The organism is Rhodococcus opacus (assembly GCF_012396235.1).
In the GTDB taxonomy this organism is placed as follows: domain Bacteria; phylum Actinomycetota; class Actinomycetes; order Mycobacteriales; family Mycobacteriaceae; genus Rhodococcus_F; species Rhodococcus_F opacus.
On sequence record NZ_JAAXPA010000035.1, the window covers coordinates 1 to 18340 of the forward strand.

General features: G+C 66.8%; 16 protein-coding genes. 12 read left to right on the forward strand and 4 right to left on the reverse strand.

The window, feature by feature from the left end:
• From HGB39_RS32605 to HGB39_RS32615, 3 genes are all read left to right on the forward strand, one after another.
• Positions 1–298, forward strand: a 298-nt coding sequence (locus tag HGB39_RS32605) for an RNA-guided endonuclease InsQ/TnpB family protein (protein ID WP_168442986.1), incomplete at its 5' end; no start/stop codon positions are given.
• A gap of 116 nt (positions 299–414) precedes the next feature.
• A complete protein-coding gene (locus HGB39_RS32610; protein WP_005254612.1) occupies positions 415–831 on the forward strand; it encodes a TIGR03667 family PPOX class F420-dependent oxidoreductase in 417 nt (138 codons plus the stop codon).
• 98 nt (positions 832–929) lie between these two features.
• Entirely contained in the window at positions 930–1364 is a 435-nt protein-coding gene (locus tag HGB39_RS32615) for a VOC family protein (RefSeq protein WP_005561701.1), read from the forward strand.
• Between the two features lie 12 nt (positions 1365–1376).
• On the opposite strand, the gene HGB39_RS32620 is transcribed toward HGB39_RS32615, so the two are convergent.
• Positions 1377–2213, reverse strand: coding sequence for a nucleotidyltransferase domain-containing protein (locus tag HGB39_RS32620; RefSeq protein WP_043787356.1), 837 nt, complete (start codon positions 2211–2213; stop codon positions 1377–1379).
• 39 nt (positions 2214–2252) lie between these two features.
• On the opposite strand from HGB39_RS32620, the gene HGB39_RS32625 reads away from it, so the two are divergent.
• Positions 2253–2648, forward strand: a complete 396-nt coding sequence (locus HGB39_RS32625) for a VOC family protein (RefSeq protein ID WP_005561705.1) — start codon at positions 2253–2255, stop codon at positions 2646–2648.
• 8 nt (positions 2649–2656) lie between these two features.
• On the opposite strand, the gene HGB39_RS32630 is transcribed toward HGB39_RS32625, so the two are convergent.
• A complete protein-coding gene (locus HGB39_RS32630; RefSeq protein WP_005561707.1) occupies positions 2657–3802 on the reverse strand; it encodes an FUSC family protein in 1146 nt (381 codons plus the stop codon).
• A 309-nt stretch (positions 3803–4111) separates the two neighbouring features.
• Here HGB39_RS32630 and HGB39_RS32635 point away from each other — a divergent pair, with 309 nt between their 5' ends.
• Positions 4112–6484, forward strand: coding sequence for an arylsulfatase (locus HGB39_RS32635; RefSeq protein WP_005254604.1), 2373 nt, complete (start codon positions 4112–4114; stop codon positions 6482–6484).
• 51 nt (positions 6485–6535) lie between these two features.
• On the opposite strand, the gene HGB39_RS32640 is transcribed toward HGB39_RS32635, so the two are convergent.
• Entirely contained in the window at positions 6536–7618 is a 1083-nt protein-coding gene (locus HGB39_RS32640) for a M48 family metallopeptidase (RefSeq protein ID WP_037203354.1), read from the reverse strand.
• A gap of 333 nt (positions 7619–7951) precedes the next feature.
• On the opposite strand from HGB39_RS32640, the gene HGB39_RS32650 reads away from it, so the two are divergent.
• The 4 genes from HGB39_RS32650 to HGB39_RS32665 all read left to right on the forward strand — a co-directional run bounded on the left by HGB39_RS32650 (position 7952) and on the right by HGB39_RS32665 (position 13101).
• The gene (locus HGB39_RS32650) at positions 7952–10291 is read left to right on the forward strand and encodes a thiamine pyrophosphate-binding protein (protein ID WP_210753128.1); all 2340 of its coding nucleotides are present in this window, start codon (positions 7952–7954) and stop codon (positions 10289–10291) included.
• A 180-nt stretch (positions 10292–10471) separates the two neighbouring features.
• Complete coding sequence (kdgD, locus tag HGB39_RS32655) at positions 10472–11386, forward strand: 5-dehydro-4-deoxyglucarate dehydratase (RefSeq protein WP_005560844.1); 915 nt, start codon at positions 10472–10474, stop codon at positions 11384–11386.
• A gap of 36 nt (positions 11387–11422) precedes the next feature.
• Positions 11423–11833 carry a heme-degrading domain-containing protein gene (locus tag HGB39_RS32660; protein ID WP_247607568.1) on the forward strand — a complete coding sequence of 137 codons (411 nt, stop codon included), beginning with the start codon at positions 11423–11425 and terminating at the stop codon, positions 11831–11833.
• 80 nt (positions 11834–11913) lie between these two features.
• Complete coding sequence (locus tag HGB39_RS32665) at positions 11914–13101, forward strand: NAD(P)/FAD-dependent oxidoreductase (RefSeq protein ID WP_064079910.1); 1188 nt, start codon at positions 11914–11916, stop codon at positions 13099–13101.
• 71 nt (positions 13102–13172) lie between these two features.
• Here the strand turns inward: HGB39_RS32665 and solA are convergent, their stop codons facing one another.
• Positions 13173–14309, reverse strand: a complete 1137-nt coding sequence (gene solA / locus HGB39_RS32670) for an N-methyl-L-tryptophan oxidase (protein ID WP_005567640.1) — start codon at positions 14307–14309, stop codon at positions 13173–13175.
• 365 nt (positions 14310–14674) lie between these two features.
• Between solA and HGB39_RS32675 the strand changes: the two genes are divergently transcribed.
• The 3 genes from HGB39_RS32675 (at position 14675) to HGB39_RS32685 (ending at position 18328) form a co-directional block, all read left to right on the forward strand.
• Entirely contained in the window at positions 14675–16897 is a 2223-nt protein-coding gene (locus HGB39_RS32675) for a thiamine pyrophosphate-dependent enzyme (RefSeq protein WP_005567639.1), read from the forward strand.
• A 127-nt stretch (positions 16898–17024) separates the two neighbouring features.
• Complete coding sequence (locus tag HGB39_RS32680; protein ID WP_005254592.1) at positions 17025–17558, forward strand: gluconokinase; 534 nt, start codon at positions 17025–17027, stop codon at positions 17556–17558.
• Entirely contained in the window at positions 17555–18328 is a 774-nt protein-coding gene (locus tag HGB39_RS32685; protein WP_064079911.1) for an SDR family oxidoreductase, read from the forward strand. Before HGB39_RS32680 ends, HGB39_RS32685 begins: the two co-directional genes overlap by 4 nt.
• The last annotated feature ends 12 nt before the right edge of the window (positions 18329–18340 follow it).

Here is an 18340-nt window from a genome sequence, read left to right on the forward strand (position 1 = left end):
GAATCGGTCGTTGTCTCGGGCGATCTCGGATGCGGGTTGGTCCGAGTTCCGGTCGATGCTCGAGTACAAGGCCGACTGGTGCGGGCGGCGGGTGGTGGTGATCGACCGGTTCTATCCGTCGTCGAAGACCTGCTCGGTGTGCGGGGCAATCGCCTCGACGATGCCGCTGACCGTGCGGGAGTGGACGTGCCGATGCGGCGCCGTTCACGATCGGGATGTGAACGCGGCAAGGAACATTTTGGCCGTCGGACTGACGGTGGCAGCCTGCGGAGACGGTGTGAGACCGCCCCGCACATAACGTGCGGGGAGGCGACTGTCGGTGAAACAGGAACCTCGAGACGCGAGTCCCGAGGGGATTCTCGGTCGTTCACGGCCGAGAGGAAGTCAACATCGGAAACGACACAGCAGAACGCAATGACTCTTTCAGCGTCCGCGATCACCGAATCCGTTGCCGACCGGCTGGGCCACGAAGCCATCGTGTGGCTGACGACCATCGGTCGCAAGGACACGCCGGTTCCGACCCCGGTGTGGTTCAGCTGGTCGGGCACCGAGTTCCTGATTTTCAGTCGACCGGCTACCGCCAAGCTGGCGAACATCGGCAGGAATCCGCAGGTCGCGCTGAATTTCAACAGCAGCCCCACGGGTGGTGACGTGTCGGTGTTCACCGGGAAGGCCCACGTCGACGCGGACGGTCCGTCGCCGGAGGAGTGGGAGACCTACGTCGAGAAGTACCGCGAGCACATGGCCGGTCTGGACTACACGCCCGAGAAGTTCCGACAGGACTACTCGACGCTCGTCCGCGTCACCCCGGACCGGTTGCGCGGCTGGTAACCCCGAGTTCTGGGCAGAACGACGGCAACGACGTCCCCGATGCGCCACCATCTGATGCGGAGCAATTCGCTCCCCACCGATACGGAGGAACTCGCATCATGGACTGGACACTCGAAGTGGTCGTGCTGCCCGTCAGCGACATCGATCGTTCCGTCGCGTTCTACCGCGACAAGCTCGGCTTCCATCTCGACCACGACACCGCCAACGAGCACATGCACGTCGTTCAGCTGACCCCCACCGGTTCGGGCTGCTCGATCGTGATCGGCGATCTCCCGTCTCAGTCGGAGATGGCACCGGGATCGATGAGGGGACTGCAGTTGGTGGTCGCGGACGCCGCCGCGGCCCGCCAGGAGTTGCTCGATCGAGGTGTCGAGGTCAGCGAGATCACCGTGTTCGACGAGCGTGACGGGGGAACTTTCTTCGGATTCGCCGATCCCGACGGCAATACGTGGGCGGTCCAGCAGATCAAGGCGCGGGCGGAGAAGCCGCTGATTCCGGTCGAGGCCCGCGGGCGGTTCGGGGAGAACGGTTGAGGGTTCGCACGCTCACGTCAGGGGACAGGCGTTCCGGGTGTCGTCGACGAGTTGTTCGGCCAGGGTGAGGGCGGCGGTCAGTTCGTCGGGCGTCGTTCCGAGCCGACCGAAGACGGCGTGAGCGCGAGCGGTGAAGTCGGTGGGTGCGTTCGGCAGGGCACCGGCGGCGGCAACGGCGCCCTTCTCGTTGATCACCCAGCGCCGGGCATGTGCGTGTAAGGCGTGGGCGCACAGGCACACCGCGCGAAACAGGCAACCCGCCACATACGTCGCATCGGCACGCGGGATCGCCTTGCGGGCCAGCATGGTGACGAAGTCCGCCTCCCACAGTCGCCGCACCAGGGCTTCACGCAGGAGGTCCGGGTAGTGCTGCATGTCGGTGTGGAGCGCAGCGATCCGTCCGGACGGATCGGCGAGGATCACCGCCGACGCGAGTTCGCCCACGTAGGCGAAGTCAGCAAACCCGAACGGGTGACCGGTCTGGGCGTGAAACCCGTACACACCCTGCTGGGTGTCCTGCCACACCGCGGTCACCCGGTCGAGGTCGCGGTACAGCCAGTCGACCGCCCGGCCGTCGATCGACAGCCACGCACCACCGTCGACCCACGGTCCCCACTCACCCGTCCGGGTCGCCGATGCCGAGACGCCCGCCCACTCCCGCGCGAGGTCGTTCAGCCCGTCGGTGTCGAGGGCCCCGCGGTAGTAGACGCCCAGGTCGTAGTCGGATTCCGCCGTGTGTGTCCCTCGGGCGCGGCTGCCGCCGAGGGTGACGCCGACGACGCCGTCGACGCGGCACAACCGTTCGGCAAGGGGTCGCAATGTCAGGTCCTCGAAATCCACACCCCACATCGTCCACCCCCGGCCCGGCACAGCGGATAAATTCGGTTCATGCTCATCTTGGGAACGACCGTGATCGGGGCACGCGACGTTCGGCGTGCAACCAGGTTCTGGACCGAGGCACTCGGATTGACTGCGCTCCCGCCCGTCGGCGACAACGGCTTCACCAACCTGACGCAGCCCGACGGCCGGTCACTGCTGGCGATCCAGCAGAGCGAACAGGACGCGGAACCCGAACCGCGACTGCACCTCGACCTGCACGCCCGCGACAGCACGGATCAGGCCGCGGAAATCGAACGGCTCGTCGGTCTCGGCGCGCAGCGGGTGCCGTGGGACCGGTACCCCGAGGAATCGGACTTCGTCGTGCTGGAGGACACCGAGGGCAACCGGTTCTGCGTCATCGACAACTCTCGCGCGCCGGAACAGTGCCGGCTCGAGATGTCCTGAGTCTTGCTCTACGCGGCGCCCGCGTAGTGGGCGGGGCGGGGCAGCATCGGCCGGCAGACGGCGCGGGGGATGCCGCACACTTCGAAGAAGTCGATGACGATGGACCGGACCTGCGCGGAGACGACCGCTGCGGAGAACCCTGCCGAGATCTCCTGCTGCGGCAGTGAGCGCGCGAATCGCTCGAGTTCGTCGCTGATCTGGATTTCGTTGGGCTTCTTCGCGGGAGTCGCGAGAATCATCAGCCGCATCCGGTCGGCGAGGTGCGCCAGCTCGGAGATGGCGTCCGCCAACTGCGGGTCGACTCGTTCGCCGTCGTAGGTGGCGATCAGGGCGCGCCGCACCAGGACCCGGGTGTTGCGTGCGGCGTTGTCGATCGGGTCGGCAATCGATGCCAGCCGGCCGATGCGGCGTCGCCCCCGCCAGTGAATCGGTGAGATCCGGGCCACCTCGGATCCGGAGCGGAGTTCGACGCGCATGCTGTCGATGGTCGACTGCGTCGAACGGGCAAGTGCGAGAGCATCCTCCAGCGCGGAGATGTCGCCGGCGGCGAGTCCCTTCGACGTCTGCCGGAGGGCTGCGGCCACGCTGTCCAGCACAGCGGCGGCGCACCGGCGCGTCCGCCGCACAGGGTCGGTGGGCAACACAGACAGCGCCACCAGGCTGAGCGCACCCCCGATCAGTGCGTCCACGACACGGTCGAACGGGTGCGCGGCGGTCGCGGATGCCATGGCCGCGACCAACGCCGCCGACGAACCTGCCTGCAGGACGATCACCGAACCACCGTCGAGGAGCACCGCAAAAGACATCGCCACAGCCACCACGAGGCAGATCTGCCACGGCCCGTTGCCGATGTACCGCACGACGACGTCCGAGACGATCGTTCCGATGGTGACACCCGCGATCAACTCGCCGGCCCGACGACTGCGGGCACCCCGCGCGACGCTCAGGCACACTACCGCCGCCAACGGAGCCAGCAGCGGCTGCTCGTGTCCGGCCACCTCGACCGACACCCACCACGCCGCCCCCGCGGTGACCGCCGTCTGCGCGATCGGCACCAGGTACCCCGCGAAGCGAAGCAACGCGGCGTGCACTGACGGCAGAGCGGTGGAGCCGACCCTTCGGAGAAAGGCGAGTATCGAGATGAGCTGGAGCACAGTGGTACAGCTTTCTGGACGGTCACACGTGGGCAGGAGCACATTCTGTAGAGCCTGCCGACACCGACGACCGCCGGTGGACAAGCCTTCGCAAAGCTTGTCCTGGATTTCTTACGCCGGTGTAAAAGTCGCCGCTTTCATAGCGCAGATCACGTTTTCCATCTGGTTTCGGGCGATTCAGGTCACAGCCGACTGCTGAACGTGGCTTGAAATCTTCGTGATTCAAACCACTCACCGCCATCACGAGCGACCGTACGATTTCCCCACATATGTGGGGAATCTGTCTCCGTGAGTGAAGGGGTTGCACGCGTGCCCGAAGTGGAAAGTGACCGAATCCGTGGTGTTGCAGGTCAGCAGCAGCTCCCTCCGGGTGCGCGAGGGTACGACGGATTCGGCGGGTATGTCGGGCGGACGAGTGCGGAGTCGACGCCGTGGTGGGCGCCGGAGACGAAAGCCCCGGCCGGTGCACCGAACATCGTGGTCATCCTCATCGACGACATGGGCTACTCGGACATCGGACCGTTCGGCTCCGAGATCGACACCCCCAACCTGAACCGGCTCGCCGACAGCGGCTACCGGCTGTCGAACTATCACACCACCTCGGTCTGCTCACCCGCTCGCGCGGCGCTGCTCACCGGCCTGAACCCGCACCGCGCCGGCTACGGCAGCGTCGCCAACTTCGATCCCGGCTTCCCCGGACTGCGAATGGAACTTGCCGACGACGCGCTCAGCCTCGCCGAGATTCTGCGCGCGAACGGGTATGCCACGCACGCGGTCGGCAAGTGGCATCTCGCGCGTGACACCAACCTCGCGCCGGGCCGCACCCGCGACTCCTGGCCCCTGCAGCGTGGATTCGACAGCTACTACGGTTCGCTCGAAGGGTTGAATTCGTTCTACTACCCGAACGAGCTGATCTCGGACAACTCCGTGGTCGACGTCGAGGAGTATCCGTCGGACTACTACGTCACCGACGACATCACGGACAAGGCCATTTCGCGCATCAACAGCCTGCGCGCCCACGACGCCGACAAGCCGTTCTTCCTGTACTTCTCGCACATCGCGATGCACGGACCCCACCAGGCCAAGCCCGAAGACCTCGCCAAGTACCGCGGCCGCTACACCGAGGGCTGGGACACAGTGCGACGCAACCGCTTCGACGCACAGCTCGAGGCAGGGTTCTTCCCGCCCGGCACCCAGATGACCGAACGCAACACCGAACCCGGCTACGACGCGCCGCCGTGGGACGAGCTCACCGAAGAGGAGCAGCTGCGGTTCGCCCGGTACCAGGAGGTCTACGCCGCGATGGTCGACAGCATCGACCAGAGCGTGGGCCGGGTACTCGACACCCTCGACGAACTCGGCGAGACCGACAACACCATCATCGTGTTCACGTCCGACAACGGGGGCACCGCCGAGGGTGGCGCAGCGGGAACACGGTCGTACTTCAGTCAATTCGTGCACGGGCCGGTCCCGTCGGACTGGGTGCGCGACGTTCCGCACGACGAGGAACTGATCGGCTCGGAGAAGATCGGCGTCCACTACCCGCGCGGCTGGGGACAGGCGTCGAATACCCCGTTCCGATTCTACAAGGGTCAGACGTTCGCCGGTGGTGTCCGGGTGCCGTTCCTGCTGTCCTGGCCTACCGGTCTCGGGCGCGCCGACGGTGACACCGGATTGCGCAAGCACTACTCGTACGTCACCGACATCACCCCGACCCTCCTGGATCTCGCCGGACTCGAGACTCCGAGCCACCGGAACGGGCTTCCCGCCCAGGAGCGTGACGGTGTCAGCATCGCCGACATCCTGCGGGACGCTGCGCAGCCCACACCCCACACGGAGCAGTACGCCGAGTTCGGCGGTCACCGCGGGTTCTACCGAGACGGTTGGAAACTGCTGTCGCTGCACACGGATCCGACCCGGGTCGACGATCCACAATGGCAACTGTTCGACGTGGAATCCGATCCGGCCGAGACCGCGGACGTCGCGCATCTCTTCCCCGAGAAGGTGCGCGAACTCGCCGAGGCGTGGGATCGGGCGGCGTGGCACAACACCGTGTTCCCGATCCTCAACGACCGCAAGGCCGTGCAGCGGCGACCGGACGAGCGTCGCCTCGCGGAGCCGGTGAAGATCCTCGCAGGCACGCCGACTCTGGAACGCTATCGGTCCAGTGTGCTGATTCAGTACCGCGACTTCACCATCGACGTCGCCACCCACCCGATCGCCGCAGGCGACGAAGGAGTCCTCGTCGCCCACGGTGACCCGCACGGCGGATACGTCCTCTACGTCGAGGACGGCCGGATCGTATTCGCGGTCAACAGCTACGGCCGCGTCGCACACACCTCCGCGCCCCTCGGCGCGGAACTGGTGGGCGTGCAGGTGCGGGGGGAGGCCACCGAATCCGTCCGGTGGAACTTCACCGTCGCCCTCACCGACTCGGCCGGGGTCACCACCGGCGTGGCCACCCTCGACGACCAGTTCCAGCTGGTCGGCATGGCGCCGTGGACCGGGATCTCGGTGGGCGTCGACGCCCGCGGACCCGTCGTGTGGGATCTGCGCGAACGCCGCGGAACGTTCCGATTCACCGGCAGACTGCGGTCGGTCACTTACACGCCCGGCCCCGTGCGGGTGCCCGAACCGGTCATCCAGGAGGTCGAGGAGCTGGCCGAGGCGATGGCCGACTGACCGGATCGGTCGGGCGCGCGAAACCGCGCCCTACCTCCGGTGGATTCGCGGCTAGCTGTCGCCGTCGGAATCCTTGTTGCCGTCGGAATTCCTGCGCCAGTGCGTGAACCGCTCCTTGATGTCCGCCGCGACGTCACCGACGCCGTTTCCGACGGCGTCCACGGTGGTGCCCAGTCCGCTGCCGATCTCGCGGAGCATGCGGATCAGCGGGTCGTTCGAGGTGTCGAAATTCTGTTTGTACGATTTCGTGGCCTTACGGAATTCTTCGCTGATCTTGGCATCGTCATCCTCGCCGCGACGCGGGTATTCGCCACGCAGGATGGCTGCGTAGGCGCCGCTGTCCACCCACTTCTTCAACTCGGCGGCACGCAGCACCGAGAACGGATGGGTGAGCAATTCGATGTTGAGGAGCTTGAGGACACCGTCGCGCAGGTCGCCGCTGGCGTCGTACTCCGCGGCCTGGGCCAGGAAGGCGTCGGTGTCGATCTCGCTCACCCGAGAGCCGCCTGCCAGTTTCAGCTGCACGCGGAGGGCTGTGTGGACGTCCTGCCCGCACAGCAATCCGGCACGGTCGCCGGACAGTTCCGATTTGCGCTGCCATTCCATGAGCGCGGCGATGATCGCGCGCAGCGCCCACCCGCCGATCGGAATCCAGCCGATGGTCCCGGCCAAGCGCATCAGATGCATGAGGATCGTGCGATACACCGCGTGCCCGGACAGCGCGTGCCCGAGTTCGTGGCCGATGATGAACCGCTGCTCCTCGTAATTCATGACGTCCAGCAGTCCGGTGGTGACCACGATGAACGGACGGTCCATGCCGATGGTGAAAGCGTTCACGACCGGGGTCTGCAGCACGAACAGCTCAGGCGTTTCGTCGGCGCCGAGAATGCGCACGCAGTCGCTGCGGAGGTCGTGGAGATCGCTGAACTGCCGTTCGTCGACGCGCACGGACGTGGCCAGGTACATCAGCCGGTGCTGGCGCTCCTGCAACAGACCCGAGATGGTCCGGAAGACCGTGTCGAACCCCTTCAAGGTGCGCAGGGTGACGAGCGCCGCCCGATCCGCCGGGTGCTCCCACGCACGCGAGCTGATCTCCGGGAACGCCGTGCGAACACGGTCTGGTGTGGTGGTCAAGCTTTCCCCCTGGGTCGGTGTGCGCGGTGCGGTGCCCTCCCGGTCAGGGTAGCGCCGGAGGTAGCGGCGGCGGTCGTGCTGGGCATTTTGCCAACCGCCGACCACGGCGGCTGCTCCGAACATGCGCAGGATGCTCAAACGTGACGCTCGGTATTGCTCAAAGTGCGTTCCGGTGGTCGACTGTTGTGTGAGATCTGCACACGAGACCTCGAAGATGCGGTGAGGTCGGTTCCCACAGGTCCGCCTGCCCGTCACCGCCGATCCGCCTCGCTCACGAACTGGGCCGAGGAGGATCGGATTCGGTGCCAGGAACTCACAGGCAAGGACGAAGCAATGAACGACGCCCGTACGATCGACAACCACACGGCGCAGCTCACCCCGCGCGCGGCCACCCCGGAAGCGCTCGTGGAGATCGAGAAGCGGGTGCTGTGGCTGTCGACATCGATGATCCACCACGCCAACCGGGTTCGCCCGAATCCGACAGGATTGAAGGTGGGCGGCCATCAGGCGTCGTGCGCGTCGATGGTCTCGATCATGACGTCGTTGTGGTTCGAGCAGCTCCGGCCAGGTGACCGGGTGTCGGTCAAACCCCATGCCTCGCCGGTGCTGCACGGCATCAACTACCTGCTCGGTGAGCTGGACGAGAAGTATCTGACGACGTTGCGGGAGTTCGGTGGCCTGCAGTCGTACCCGAGCAGGTTGAAAGATCCTGATCCGGTGGACTATTCGACAGGTTCGGTCGGGATCGGTGCGACGGCCCCGATCTGGGGTGCCATCGCCCGCCGCTACGTGAACACCCAGATCGGTTCGGCGGGGACGGGCCGGCAGTACTCCCTCGTCGGTGACGCCGAACTGGACGAGGGCGCGGTGTGGGAGGCGATCCTCGACACCTCCGTCGCCGAACTCGGTGAGATCGTGTGGATCGTCGACCTGAACCGGCAGTCCCTGGACCGGGTGGTGCCGAACATCGCCGCGGGCCGGCTCGAGGCCATGTTTGCTGCCGCCGGGTGGCAGGTGATCACCGTGAAGTTCGGGACCCTGCTCGAGTCGCTGTTCACCCGGACCGGCGGGCCGGCACTGCGGACCCGGATCCTGGACATGCCCAACCCCGAATACCAGCGGCTGCTGCGGTGCAGTGCCGAGCAGGTGCGGGTGCGGCTGCCCGGGGACGGCCCCGATGCGGCCGCGATCGCGTCGCTGATCGCCGACCTCGACGACGACACCCTGCTGCGGGCGATCCGCAACCTCGGCGGCCACGACCTCGACGCCCTGCGCGCCGCGTACGCGCAGATCGACGACACCCGCCCGACGGTGATCATCGCCTACACGATCAAGGGCCGCGGCCTGCCGACGCAGGGGCATCCGCAGAACCATTCGTCGCTGCTGACGGTGGAGCAGTACGAACAGCTGGCCGCCGAGCTGGGCATGGACCCGGCGCACCCGTGGGCCCGGTTCGAGCCCGGCAGTGCGGCGGGCCGGGTGTGCGCCGCGACCGCAGACAGATTGAGGCGGGAGAAGGTCGAATTCGGCACACCGCCCGCGGTCCCGGCGGACATCGGCCGCACCCCGTCGGGGACGTCCACCACCCAGGCCGCGCTGGGCCGGGCGTTGCTGGACCTGTCCCGGGAGTCCCCCGACGCTGCGAAACGGGTGGTCACGGTCAGCCCCGACGTGTCCTCGACCACGAACCTTGCCGGGTGGCTGAATAAGGTCGGGGTGTGGTCGCCGCACGAGCGCCGCAACTGGTTCGACGACGACGCCGAGACGATCATGCACTGGCGGGAAAAGCCCACCGGGCAGCACATGGAACTCGGCATCGCCGAGACGAACCTCGTCGGGCTGATGGGTGAGCTCGGCGCGACATGGAGCCGGTGGGGGCAGCCGCTGTTCCCGATCGGGGTGATGTACGACCCGTTCGTCGAACGCGCCCTCGAGCCCTGGTCCTATGGGATCTATGCGGGTGGGCAGTCGATCCTGGTCGGCACCCCGTCCGGGGTGACCCTCGCCGCGGAGGGTGGGGCGCATCAGTCGATCAAGACCCCGTCGATCGGCCTCGAACAGCCCGGCTGCGTCAGCTACGAACCCGCGTTCGCGATCGACGTCGAGTGGACGCTCCTCGACAGCATCAGCCGGCTGGGCCGGCCCGATGGCACCTCGTCGTATCTGCGGCTGTCGACCCGCCCGGTGGATCAGACCCTGGCCGCGGTGCCGTCAGATCCCGCCGCCCGGGAGCGCCGCCGCCGTCAGGTGGTCGCCGGCGCGTACACCCTCCGGCACAGCGACCATCCGGCGGTCACCCTGGTCGGCATGGGCGCCATGATCACCGAAACCCTCACCGCCGCCGACCGGTTGGCAGAACAGGGGATTGCGGCCGACGTCGTGTGCGTGACCAGTCCCGGGTTGTTGTTCGAGGCGGTCCAGGCCCGCCGCGGACTCGCCGACGGCCCGTCCTGGATCCTCGACCAGGTGTTCCCCGCCGACCGGGCGGCACCGATGGTGACCGTCCTCGACGGGCACCCGCACACCCTGGCGTACCTGACCGGGATCAACCACGTTCCCTGTGCTGCGCTCGGTGTCAGCAAGTTCGGGCAGGTCGGTTCCCTCGACGACGTCTACCGCTACCACGGCATCGACACCGACAGCATCGTCCGCGCCGCCCTCGACCTCTCCTGAACGAACGGGACGCTCGTTGCGTCAGATCGAACGAGCTTCCCGTTCGTCCAGGGAGCGCAATACCTTTTGGGTATCAAAAGATCCAGAACTAGTGTTGGACTTGAATGGTTGACGCTCCTAGCCTTGGGGACACAGCGCGCACCGACGGTGACGCGATTGCGAACGAGGAGAACGAAACCCATGGCCACTGCGTCCCCCCACGAGATCGCCCACAAGCTCGGCTCCGGTCTGTTGTCGTTCCCGGTCACCCACTTCAAGAATGACCACTCGTTCGACGAGGCCGCGTACCGCGAGAACATCGGCTGGCTCGGACAGTTCGACGCCTCCGGGTTGTTCGCCGCGGGCGGCACGGGCGAATTCTTCTCGCTCACCCCGCCCGAGGTGGAGCAGGTGGTCCGCGCCGCAGTGCAAGAGGCACCCGACGGTCTCCCGGTGATCGCGCCCGCCGGCTACGGCACTGCGACCGCCGTGCAGATGGCCCGGTCGGCCGAGAGTGTCGGCGCGCACGGCATCCTGCTGCTGCCCCCATACCTCACCGAGGCGAGCCAGGACGGTCTCGTCGCCCACGTCAAAGAGGTGTGTGCCGCAACCACTCTCGGTGTGACAATCTACAGTCGCGCCAACGCCGTCTACACCGAGGCCGCCGTCGCGGAACTCGCGGACAGCTGCCCGAACCTGGTCGGGTTCAAGGACGGGGTCGGCAACATCGAGCAGATGACCCGCATCTACGCGAGTCTCGGCGACCGGCTCACCTACATCGGCGGACTGCCCACCGCCGAGATGTTCGCACTGCCCTATCTCGCACTCGGCGTCACCACGTACTCCTCGGCCATCTACAACTTCGTGCCCAAGTTCGCGCTCGACTTCTACAACGCACTCCGCAGCGGAGACAACGCGTTCGTCATCAACGCGCTCAACGAGTTCGTGATCCCGTACTGCAACCTGCGCAACAAGAAGCAGGGTTACGCGGTCAGCATCATCAAGGCAGGCATGACGGTGATCGACCGACCCGCAGGCCCCGTCCGCGCGCCGTTGACCGACCTCGACGCCGTCGAACTGGCCGAGCTCGCCGACCTGATCAAGAAGGTGAGCTGAGCCGCACCGTCCGCGGATTCATCATCGGAGAACGCCATGACACTCACCGCAGCACGTGCACAACTCGCCCTCGACCTCGCGCGGCGCCATGCCGCGACACTCGACACGGCCGTCGCCGTCAGCGTCGTCGACGACGCCGACGTCGCCGTCAGCGTCGTCGACGACGCCGGAAATCTGATGTGCTGCTCCCGGTCCGACGGCGCCGCCGCGGGATGGTCCCCGCGTGGACACCCCACCCGGCCGACAAGCCCAGTGCGGTTGGCGTACTCGCGGTCGCGACCTCCGTCACTGGTGCCGGGTCACGCATCGTCGAGACCGTCATCGACGAGATCCACCGGTTCGACGAGCGACACCGCCGCAACATTTCGTGACACCGGTCCCGGCTGCGACCGTTGCCCCGCTGGAAAAGTCGTCTGTGACTATCTCGTCGCCCGCAGTGCCACATAGACTTGCCCGGTCGTGGCTTCGCGCAAGGCGTCAACTTCCTCGGACATCGGAACGTCGCGAGATGAAGGATAGGGAATGCGATGATGAATTTTCGACCCGTCACCCAGTGGGACTCGGTGAGCGCCTGGGACGACGACCCGGTGGTCGCGTCGTGGAACGGTCTTCCGGTGTTGGAACAGAACGTCACGGCCGACGTGTGTGTCGTCGGCCTCGGCGGGTCGGGTCTCGCGGCGATCGGCGCCCTGGTCGAACGGGGGCTGCAGGTTGTCGGCGTCGACGCCGGGCGGGTCGCGGCAGGCGCGGCGGGGCGCAACGGCGGCTTCCTCCTGGGCGGCCCGGCGACGTTCCTCCACTCGTCCCTCACGACCTGGGGGACGTCGTCGGTCGATCTCTATCGCGCAACTCTTCTCGAGTTGGACCGGCTTGCCGAGTTGCTGGGTCCGGAGGTCATCGCACGGACGGGTTCCATTCGCCTCGCCGGATTGCCCGGCGAACCTGTCGACGACGCCGAGGCCGCCGACCGTGTGGCGGAACTCGCGGATTGCGCAGCACTGGAAACGGTGCTGCGTGACAACGACATCGCTGTCGAAGAATACGACGGCGAGCTCGGGCGCGGCCTGTTTCTGCCCGACGACGCGGCAATGAACCCCTCCCGTCGAGCTCTGGGGTTGGCGTCACTCCTTCGGGGGCGGGCCGACCTGTACGAGCATTCGGCTGTCACCGCCGTGGAAAGTGGAAGGGTGACAACAGAACACGGTTCGGTCAGTGTGCCTGTCGTCATTGTCGCGGTGGACGGCAAACTCGAACAGGTCCTCCCGGTCTTGCAGGGGCGCGTCCGGACGGCACGCCTGCAAATGCTCGGGACGGCGCCGGGGCTGCCCGAACGCCTGCCGTGTCCTGTGTACGGACGCTGGGGATACGACTACGCGCAGCAAGCGAAGGATGGGCGCCTGTTCGTCGGGGGCGGGCGAGACCGTTTCGTCGACACCGAGTGGACATTCGACACTTCACCCACTCCGGATGTCCAGGGCTACATCGAACGAGTAGCGGAACGTATGGCGGGCAAGCCCGTCGACGTCGTTCGGAGATGGGGTGCGTCCGTGAGTTACACCACCGACGGTCGACCCCTCTGCTCCGAGGTTCTTCCCGGTGTCATCGCCATCGGTGGGTACAACGGGACGGGAAACCTGGTCGGTCCCGTCGCTGCCCGCGCGGCTGTGGCACTGGCACTCGACTCGACGACACCCCCGGTGTACTTCTCCGCCTAGCCGGCGAGGGGGGGAGGGCCGACGGCCCTCCCCCCTCGATCGCAACCGCGCGAACGCCTGATTCCGGTGCGTCAATCCGCGAATCGGTTGACGTCGAACAGCTCCAAGGAGAATTCGGGGGTCGAGCCACAACTGAGATCGGCGGCGATCTCCCCGATCACCGGTGCAAATTTGAAACCGTGACCAGAGCACGCGGAAACGACTGTCACGTTCCTGTAGGCGGGTGGATTTCCGATGACGAAGTGCCCGTCGGGTGTGTTCGTGTACATACACACCGCGGCCCGAACGGGGCGTGAACTCAATCCCGGCAGGTAATGACGAACGAGGTCCCGCAACGGAGCGGTGTCCTCGTCATGGACCACCCGATCCAGCTCGTCAGGGTCGGTCTCGCGCCCGCCGAGATGGAGCGCGATCTTAACCGTCTTGCCGTCCATGGTGGGGAAGCCGTACCACGTACCCTCCGGGCTGTCCCTCAGGAATATTGGGAACCGGTCCGGCCCGAACTGCGTCGGATCTTCGGCTGGGAACCATGCGAGGATCTTGCGCTCCACAGTCATGGGGAGCTGGGCTTCTGGGAGAAGGCCGGGAATCCAGGCGCCGGCCGCGACCACGACGCGGTCGGCTCGAATGACTTCTTCGTCGAGCCGCACGAGCACCGTGTCACCGGGACCGTCCTCGATACCCAGGACGCGGCTCTCGGGACGCACGGAGGCACCCAGTTCGCACGCACGGCGCACGGCACCGGTGATTGCCAACTCCGGCCTTATCACGCCGGCGTCCTTCTCCCAGATGGCCGTATCTCCCTCACGCAATCGCTGAGTGGGAAACCGGGCACTGAACTCGGCCGGGTCGAGAATCTCCTGTGTGAGGGCATGCACCTTGGCCGCTTCGAGGGAGCCACCCACAATCACGCCGGTCGACGGGCCGATACTGAGGCCCCCGGTCATCGTCAGGACGGGTTCGCCGGTTTGCTCACCGAGTTCCCGCCAACCTCGGAGTGCGGCTCGGAGCATCGGGACATACGCGGGATCCTCATGATATGCAGTTCTGAAGATGCGCGACTCGCCGTGTCCGGAGCCACGATCGTGCCCGGGAGTGAACTGCTCGAGACCGACGGCAGGAATACCGCGCTCCGACAGTCGCCACATGATTGCGGAGCCCATGGTGCCGGTACCGATTACGGCGACATTGGTTCTCGTCGTGATCATCGACCGCGCACCAGCGTGTATTCACCAGCGGGGGAATTGGTCATGATCACAGTGGCCTCTCGAATGTGCAGTAGGTTCGCGGAGTCGGACCCGGAGGTCTGTCCCGGCAGATAGTGGTGCCGTCGCGCGCCCACTACCTGCCGATGACATGTTGCCATCCCGCGACTCCACTCCAGTGTCGCCGAACGTCATGTGCTCGAACATCGGAGCCGGAGGCGGAGCGCCCGCAGAGACACCGCGACCCCAGTATTCGTCATGGTGACGGTCGCGACCCGGCGCAAGGACCAGTCGACCTTTCGGTGAGGCATCGAGACTCTGATTCTGCGACTCTTGCCCGCTGATCCGCGCCACAGGATGATCTAGGGATGGCCGAACAGATCGACGACTACTTCACCTCTGTCGTGTCGGGGCTGATCCCCGGGGAGAGCCGCCCCGGCGTCGGTCCGGAGGATCCGATTCAGCCGCCGTTCCCGTTGTCGGTGCGGGGCGCTCTGGACCTCTTCGACGCCCAGCTCGGCAGCAGGCATCTCGATCTGGCGGCCCGCTGGTTGCGGTCGCGGGGCAAGGGTTTCTACACGATCGGCTCGTCCGGGCACGAGAGCAACGCCGCCGTCGCGGCTGTGCTACGGCCCACCGATCCCGCTCTGCTGCATTACCGTTCGGGCGGTTTCTTCCTGGCGCGGGCGCAGCAGGTGGATGGCAGCGATCCGCTGCGCGACGTCCTCCTCGGACTCGTGGCCGCGACGGAGGAGCCGATCTCGGGTGGTAGGCACAAGGTGTTCGGCCGCCGCGACCTCAACATCATTCCCCAAACCTCGACCATCGCTTCGCATCTCCCGCGCGCTGTCGGTGTCGCCTTCTCCATCGCCCGCTCGGAGAAGTTGCACGTGCCCTCGCCGTGGTCGGCCGACGCGGTCGCCGTCTGTAGCTTCGGGGACGCGTCCGCGAACCACTCCACCGCCGTCGGTGCCATCAATACCGCAGTGCACGCCGCCTACCAGGGGTTGCCGTTGCCGCTGCTGCTGGTGTGCGAGGACAACGGAATCGGGATCAGCACCAGGACTCCGCAGGGCTGGATCGCCGCGAACTTCGGTGACCGGGCAGGGCTCGAGTACTTCGAGGCGGATGGCTCCGACCTGCCGGCGGCGTACGCGACGGCGAGAGATGCCGCCGACTGGGTCCGCAGGCACCGGAAGCCCGCGTTCCTGCACCTGCGCACCGTCCGGTTGATGGGGCATGCCGGCTCCGATGTCGAGACCGCGTACCGGACATCAGCGGAGATCGCCGCCGACTTCGACCGCGACCCAGTGCTGTGCACGGCGAAACTGCTGGTCGAGCGAGGACACCTGAGCCCCACTGATGCCCTCGACCTCTACGAGCAGAAGCGTGCCGAGGTCCTCGAACTGGCCGAGCAGGTCGGTGAGCTACCTCAACTGGACAGTCCCGCGGCGGTGATGAAACCGCTCACCGACAGTGCCGTCGAGGCGGCCGCGGCCGTGCCGGAGCGCGTCGACTCGGACCGTCGCGCGCACTTCTTCGGATCCCCGCTTCCCGAGGATGAAGGTCGGCTCACCACCGGTCTCGCGATCAACCGCGCACTGCTCGACGTGCTGGCCCGCTACCCCGAGGCGCTGGTGTTCGGTGAGGACGTGGCCCGCAAGGGCGGGGTCTACGGGGTGACCCGGGGTCTGATGAAGAGGGCCGGGTCGGCGCGCGTGTTCGACACGCTCCTCGACGAGCAGGCGATCCTGGGACTCGCGCTGGGCGCGGGGGTGTCCGGACTGTTGCCGATCCCGGAGATCCAGTACCTGGCGTATCTACACAATGCCGCCGATCAGATCCGCGGGGAGGGTGCGACGTTGCAGTTCTTCTCCGACCGTCAGTACCGCAATCCGATGGTGGTGCGGGTCGCGGGATACGGGTATCAGAAGGGGTTCGGTGGGCATTTCCACAACGACAACGGCGTCGCCGCCCTGCGCGACATCCCCGGCATCGTCGTGGCCTCCCCGGCTCGCCCCGACGACGCCGCGGCCATGATGCACACGTGCGCGGCGGCCGCGCGGACCGCGGGGGCGGTGTGTGTGTATCTGGAACCCATTGCGCTGTATCACACCCGGGATCTGTACGAGGACGGTGACGAGCAGTGGCTGGCCGCGTATCCGGATCCGGCGAAGCGGGCCGAGAACCATGTGCCGATCGGCTCCGCCCGCACGTACGGTGACGGCACCGACCTGACCATCGTCACGTTCGGCAACGGGGTCCGGATGAGCCTGCGGGTCGCGCGCCGGCTCGAGAAGGCACACATCGCCGTGCGTGTGGTGGACATGCGGTGGCTCGCACCGCTACCCGTGCACGACATCCTCCGGGAGGCGAACGCCACCGGCCGGGTGCTCGTCGTCGACGAGACCCGCACATCGGGGGGAGTGTCCGAAGGCGTGGTCGCGGCATTGGTCGACGACGGCTTCACCGGGCCGCTCGCACGCGTCACGAGCGACGACAGCTTCATCCCGCTCGGCGATGCCGCACTCGAGGTCCTGCTCTCGGAGGACACCATCGAGGCCGCGGCGGTCAAACTCGTGAGCCGGTAGCATCCGTATCCCTCGCGCTTCGCTATGACGGCAACGTCAACCGGTATCCCCTCCGCCATTGCCAAGCTGTTGTCCGGTCGGGCATGTTCGAACTGCATCTCTCCATACCGGCGGACAGGAACATTTCATGAGTGGCGATCAGCGACCCCACATCGTGGTGATGGGGGTGACCGGCTGCGGGAAGACGACAGTCGCGCAGCAACTTTCCGAACTGACCGGCCACCGGTTCCTCGACGCCGACGATCTGCATCCACCGTCGAACGTCGAGAAGATGGCCGCCGGTATCCCGCTGACCGACGACGACCGGGCGCCGTGGCTCGCAGTCGTCCGTGACCGACTGCGGGAACTGTCCGATCAGGGACGCCGTGGTGTGGTGGCGTGCTCGGCGCTACGGCGGAGCTACCGGGACATCCTCCGCGACGTCTCCGACCCGGTACTGTTCGTCCACCTCACGGGAGAGCGGGAGGTCATCCACGGCCGGATGCAGGCGCGGAACGGGCACTTCATGCCACCTGCCCTGCTCGATTCCCAGTTCGCGCTCCTCGAGCCGCTCGACGCCGACGAGTTCGGAGTGGTCCTGGACGTCGCTCCGGCGCCGGACGCGATCGCACGGGCCGCCGTCGAATACCTGCACGAAGAACGAAAGGTCGTCACACAGTGAGTTCGCACGGGAGTTTCGATGTCGAGGGCAAGATCGCGCTCGTCACGGGGTCGAGTCGAGGAATCGGCTTCGCACTCGCCAACGGACTCGCCGAGGCCGGTGCGGAGGTCGTGCTCAACGGGCGGGACGCCGACGCCCTCGCACGCAGCCGCGACGAGATCGTCCGCGCCACCGGTGCGACAGTCCACACCTGCGCCTTCGACGTCACCGCTCCCGAGGAGGTCGCCGCCGCCGCGCAGCGGGTCGAGAACGAGATCGGTCCCGTCGAGATCGTCGTGAACAACACCGGCGTCCAGCACCGCAGCCCACTGCTCGAGTCCGGCGACGACGACTTCCGTCGCGTGCTCGACACCAACCTGAGCAGCGCCTTCTTCGTCGGCCGCGAGTTCGCGCGGGCGATGGTCGGGCGCGGGCACGGGAAGATCGTCAACATCTGTTCCGTCCAGAGTGAACTCGGCCGGGCGGGCATCGCCCCGTACGCCGCGAGCAAGGGCGGGCTGAAGATGCTCACACGCGGAATGTGTGCGGACTGGGCACCATTGGGGCTGCAGACCAACGCCATCGCGCCCGGATACTTCGATACCCAGCTCACCGAGGCGCTCGTGAACGATGCCGAGTTCAGTGCATGGCTGACCAAACGCACGCCCGCCGGGCGGTGGGGGCGCACCGAGGAACTCGTGGGCGCACTGCTCTTTCTCTCGTCGCCGGCGTCGGACTTCGTCAACGGCCAGATCCTGTACGTCGACGGCGGCCTGACCGCCGTCGTGTGATCCCCACCCGAC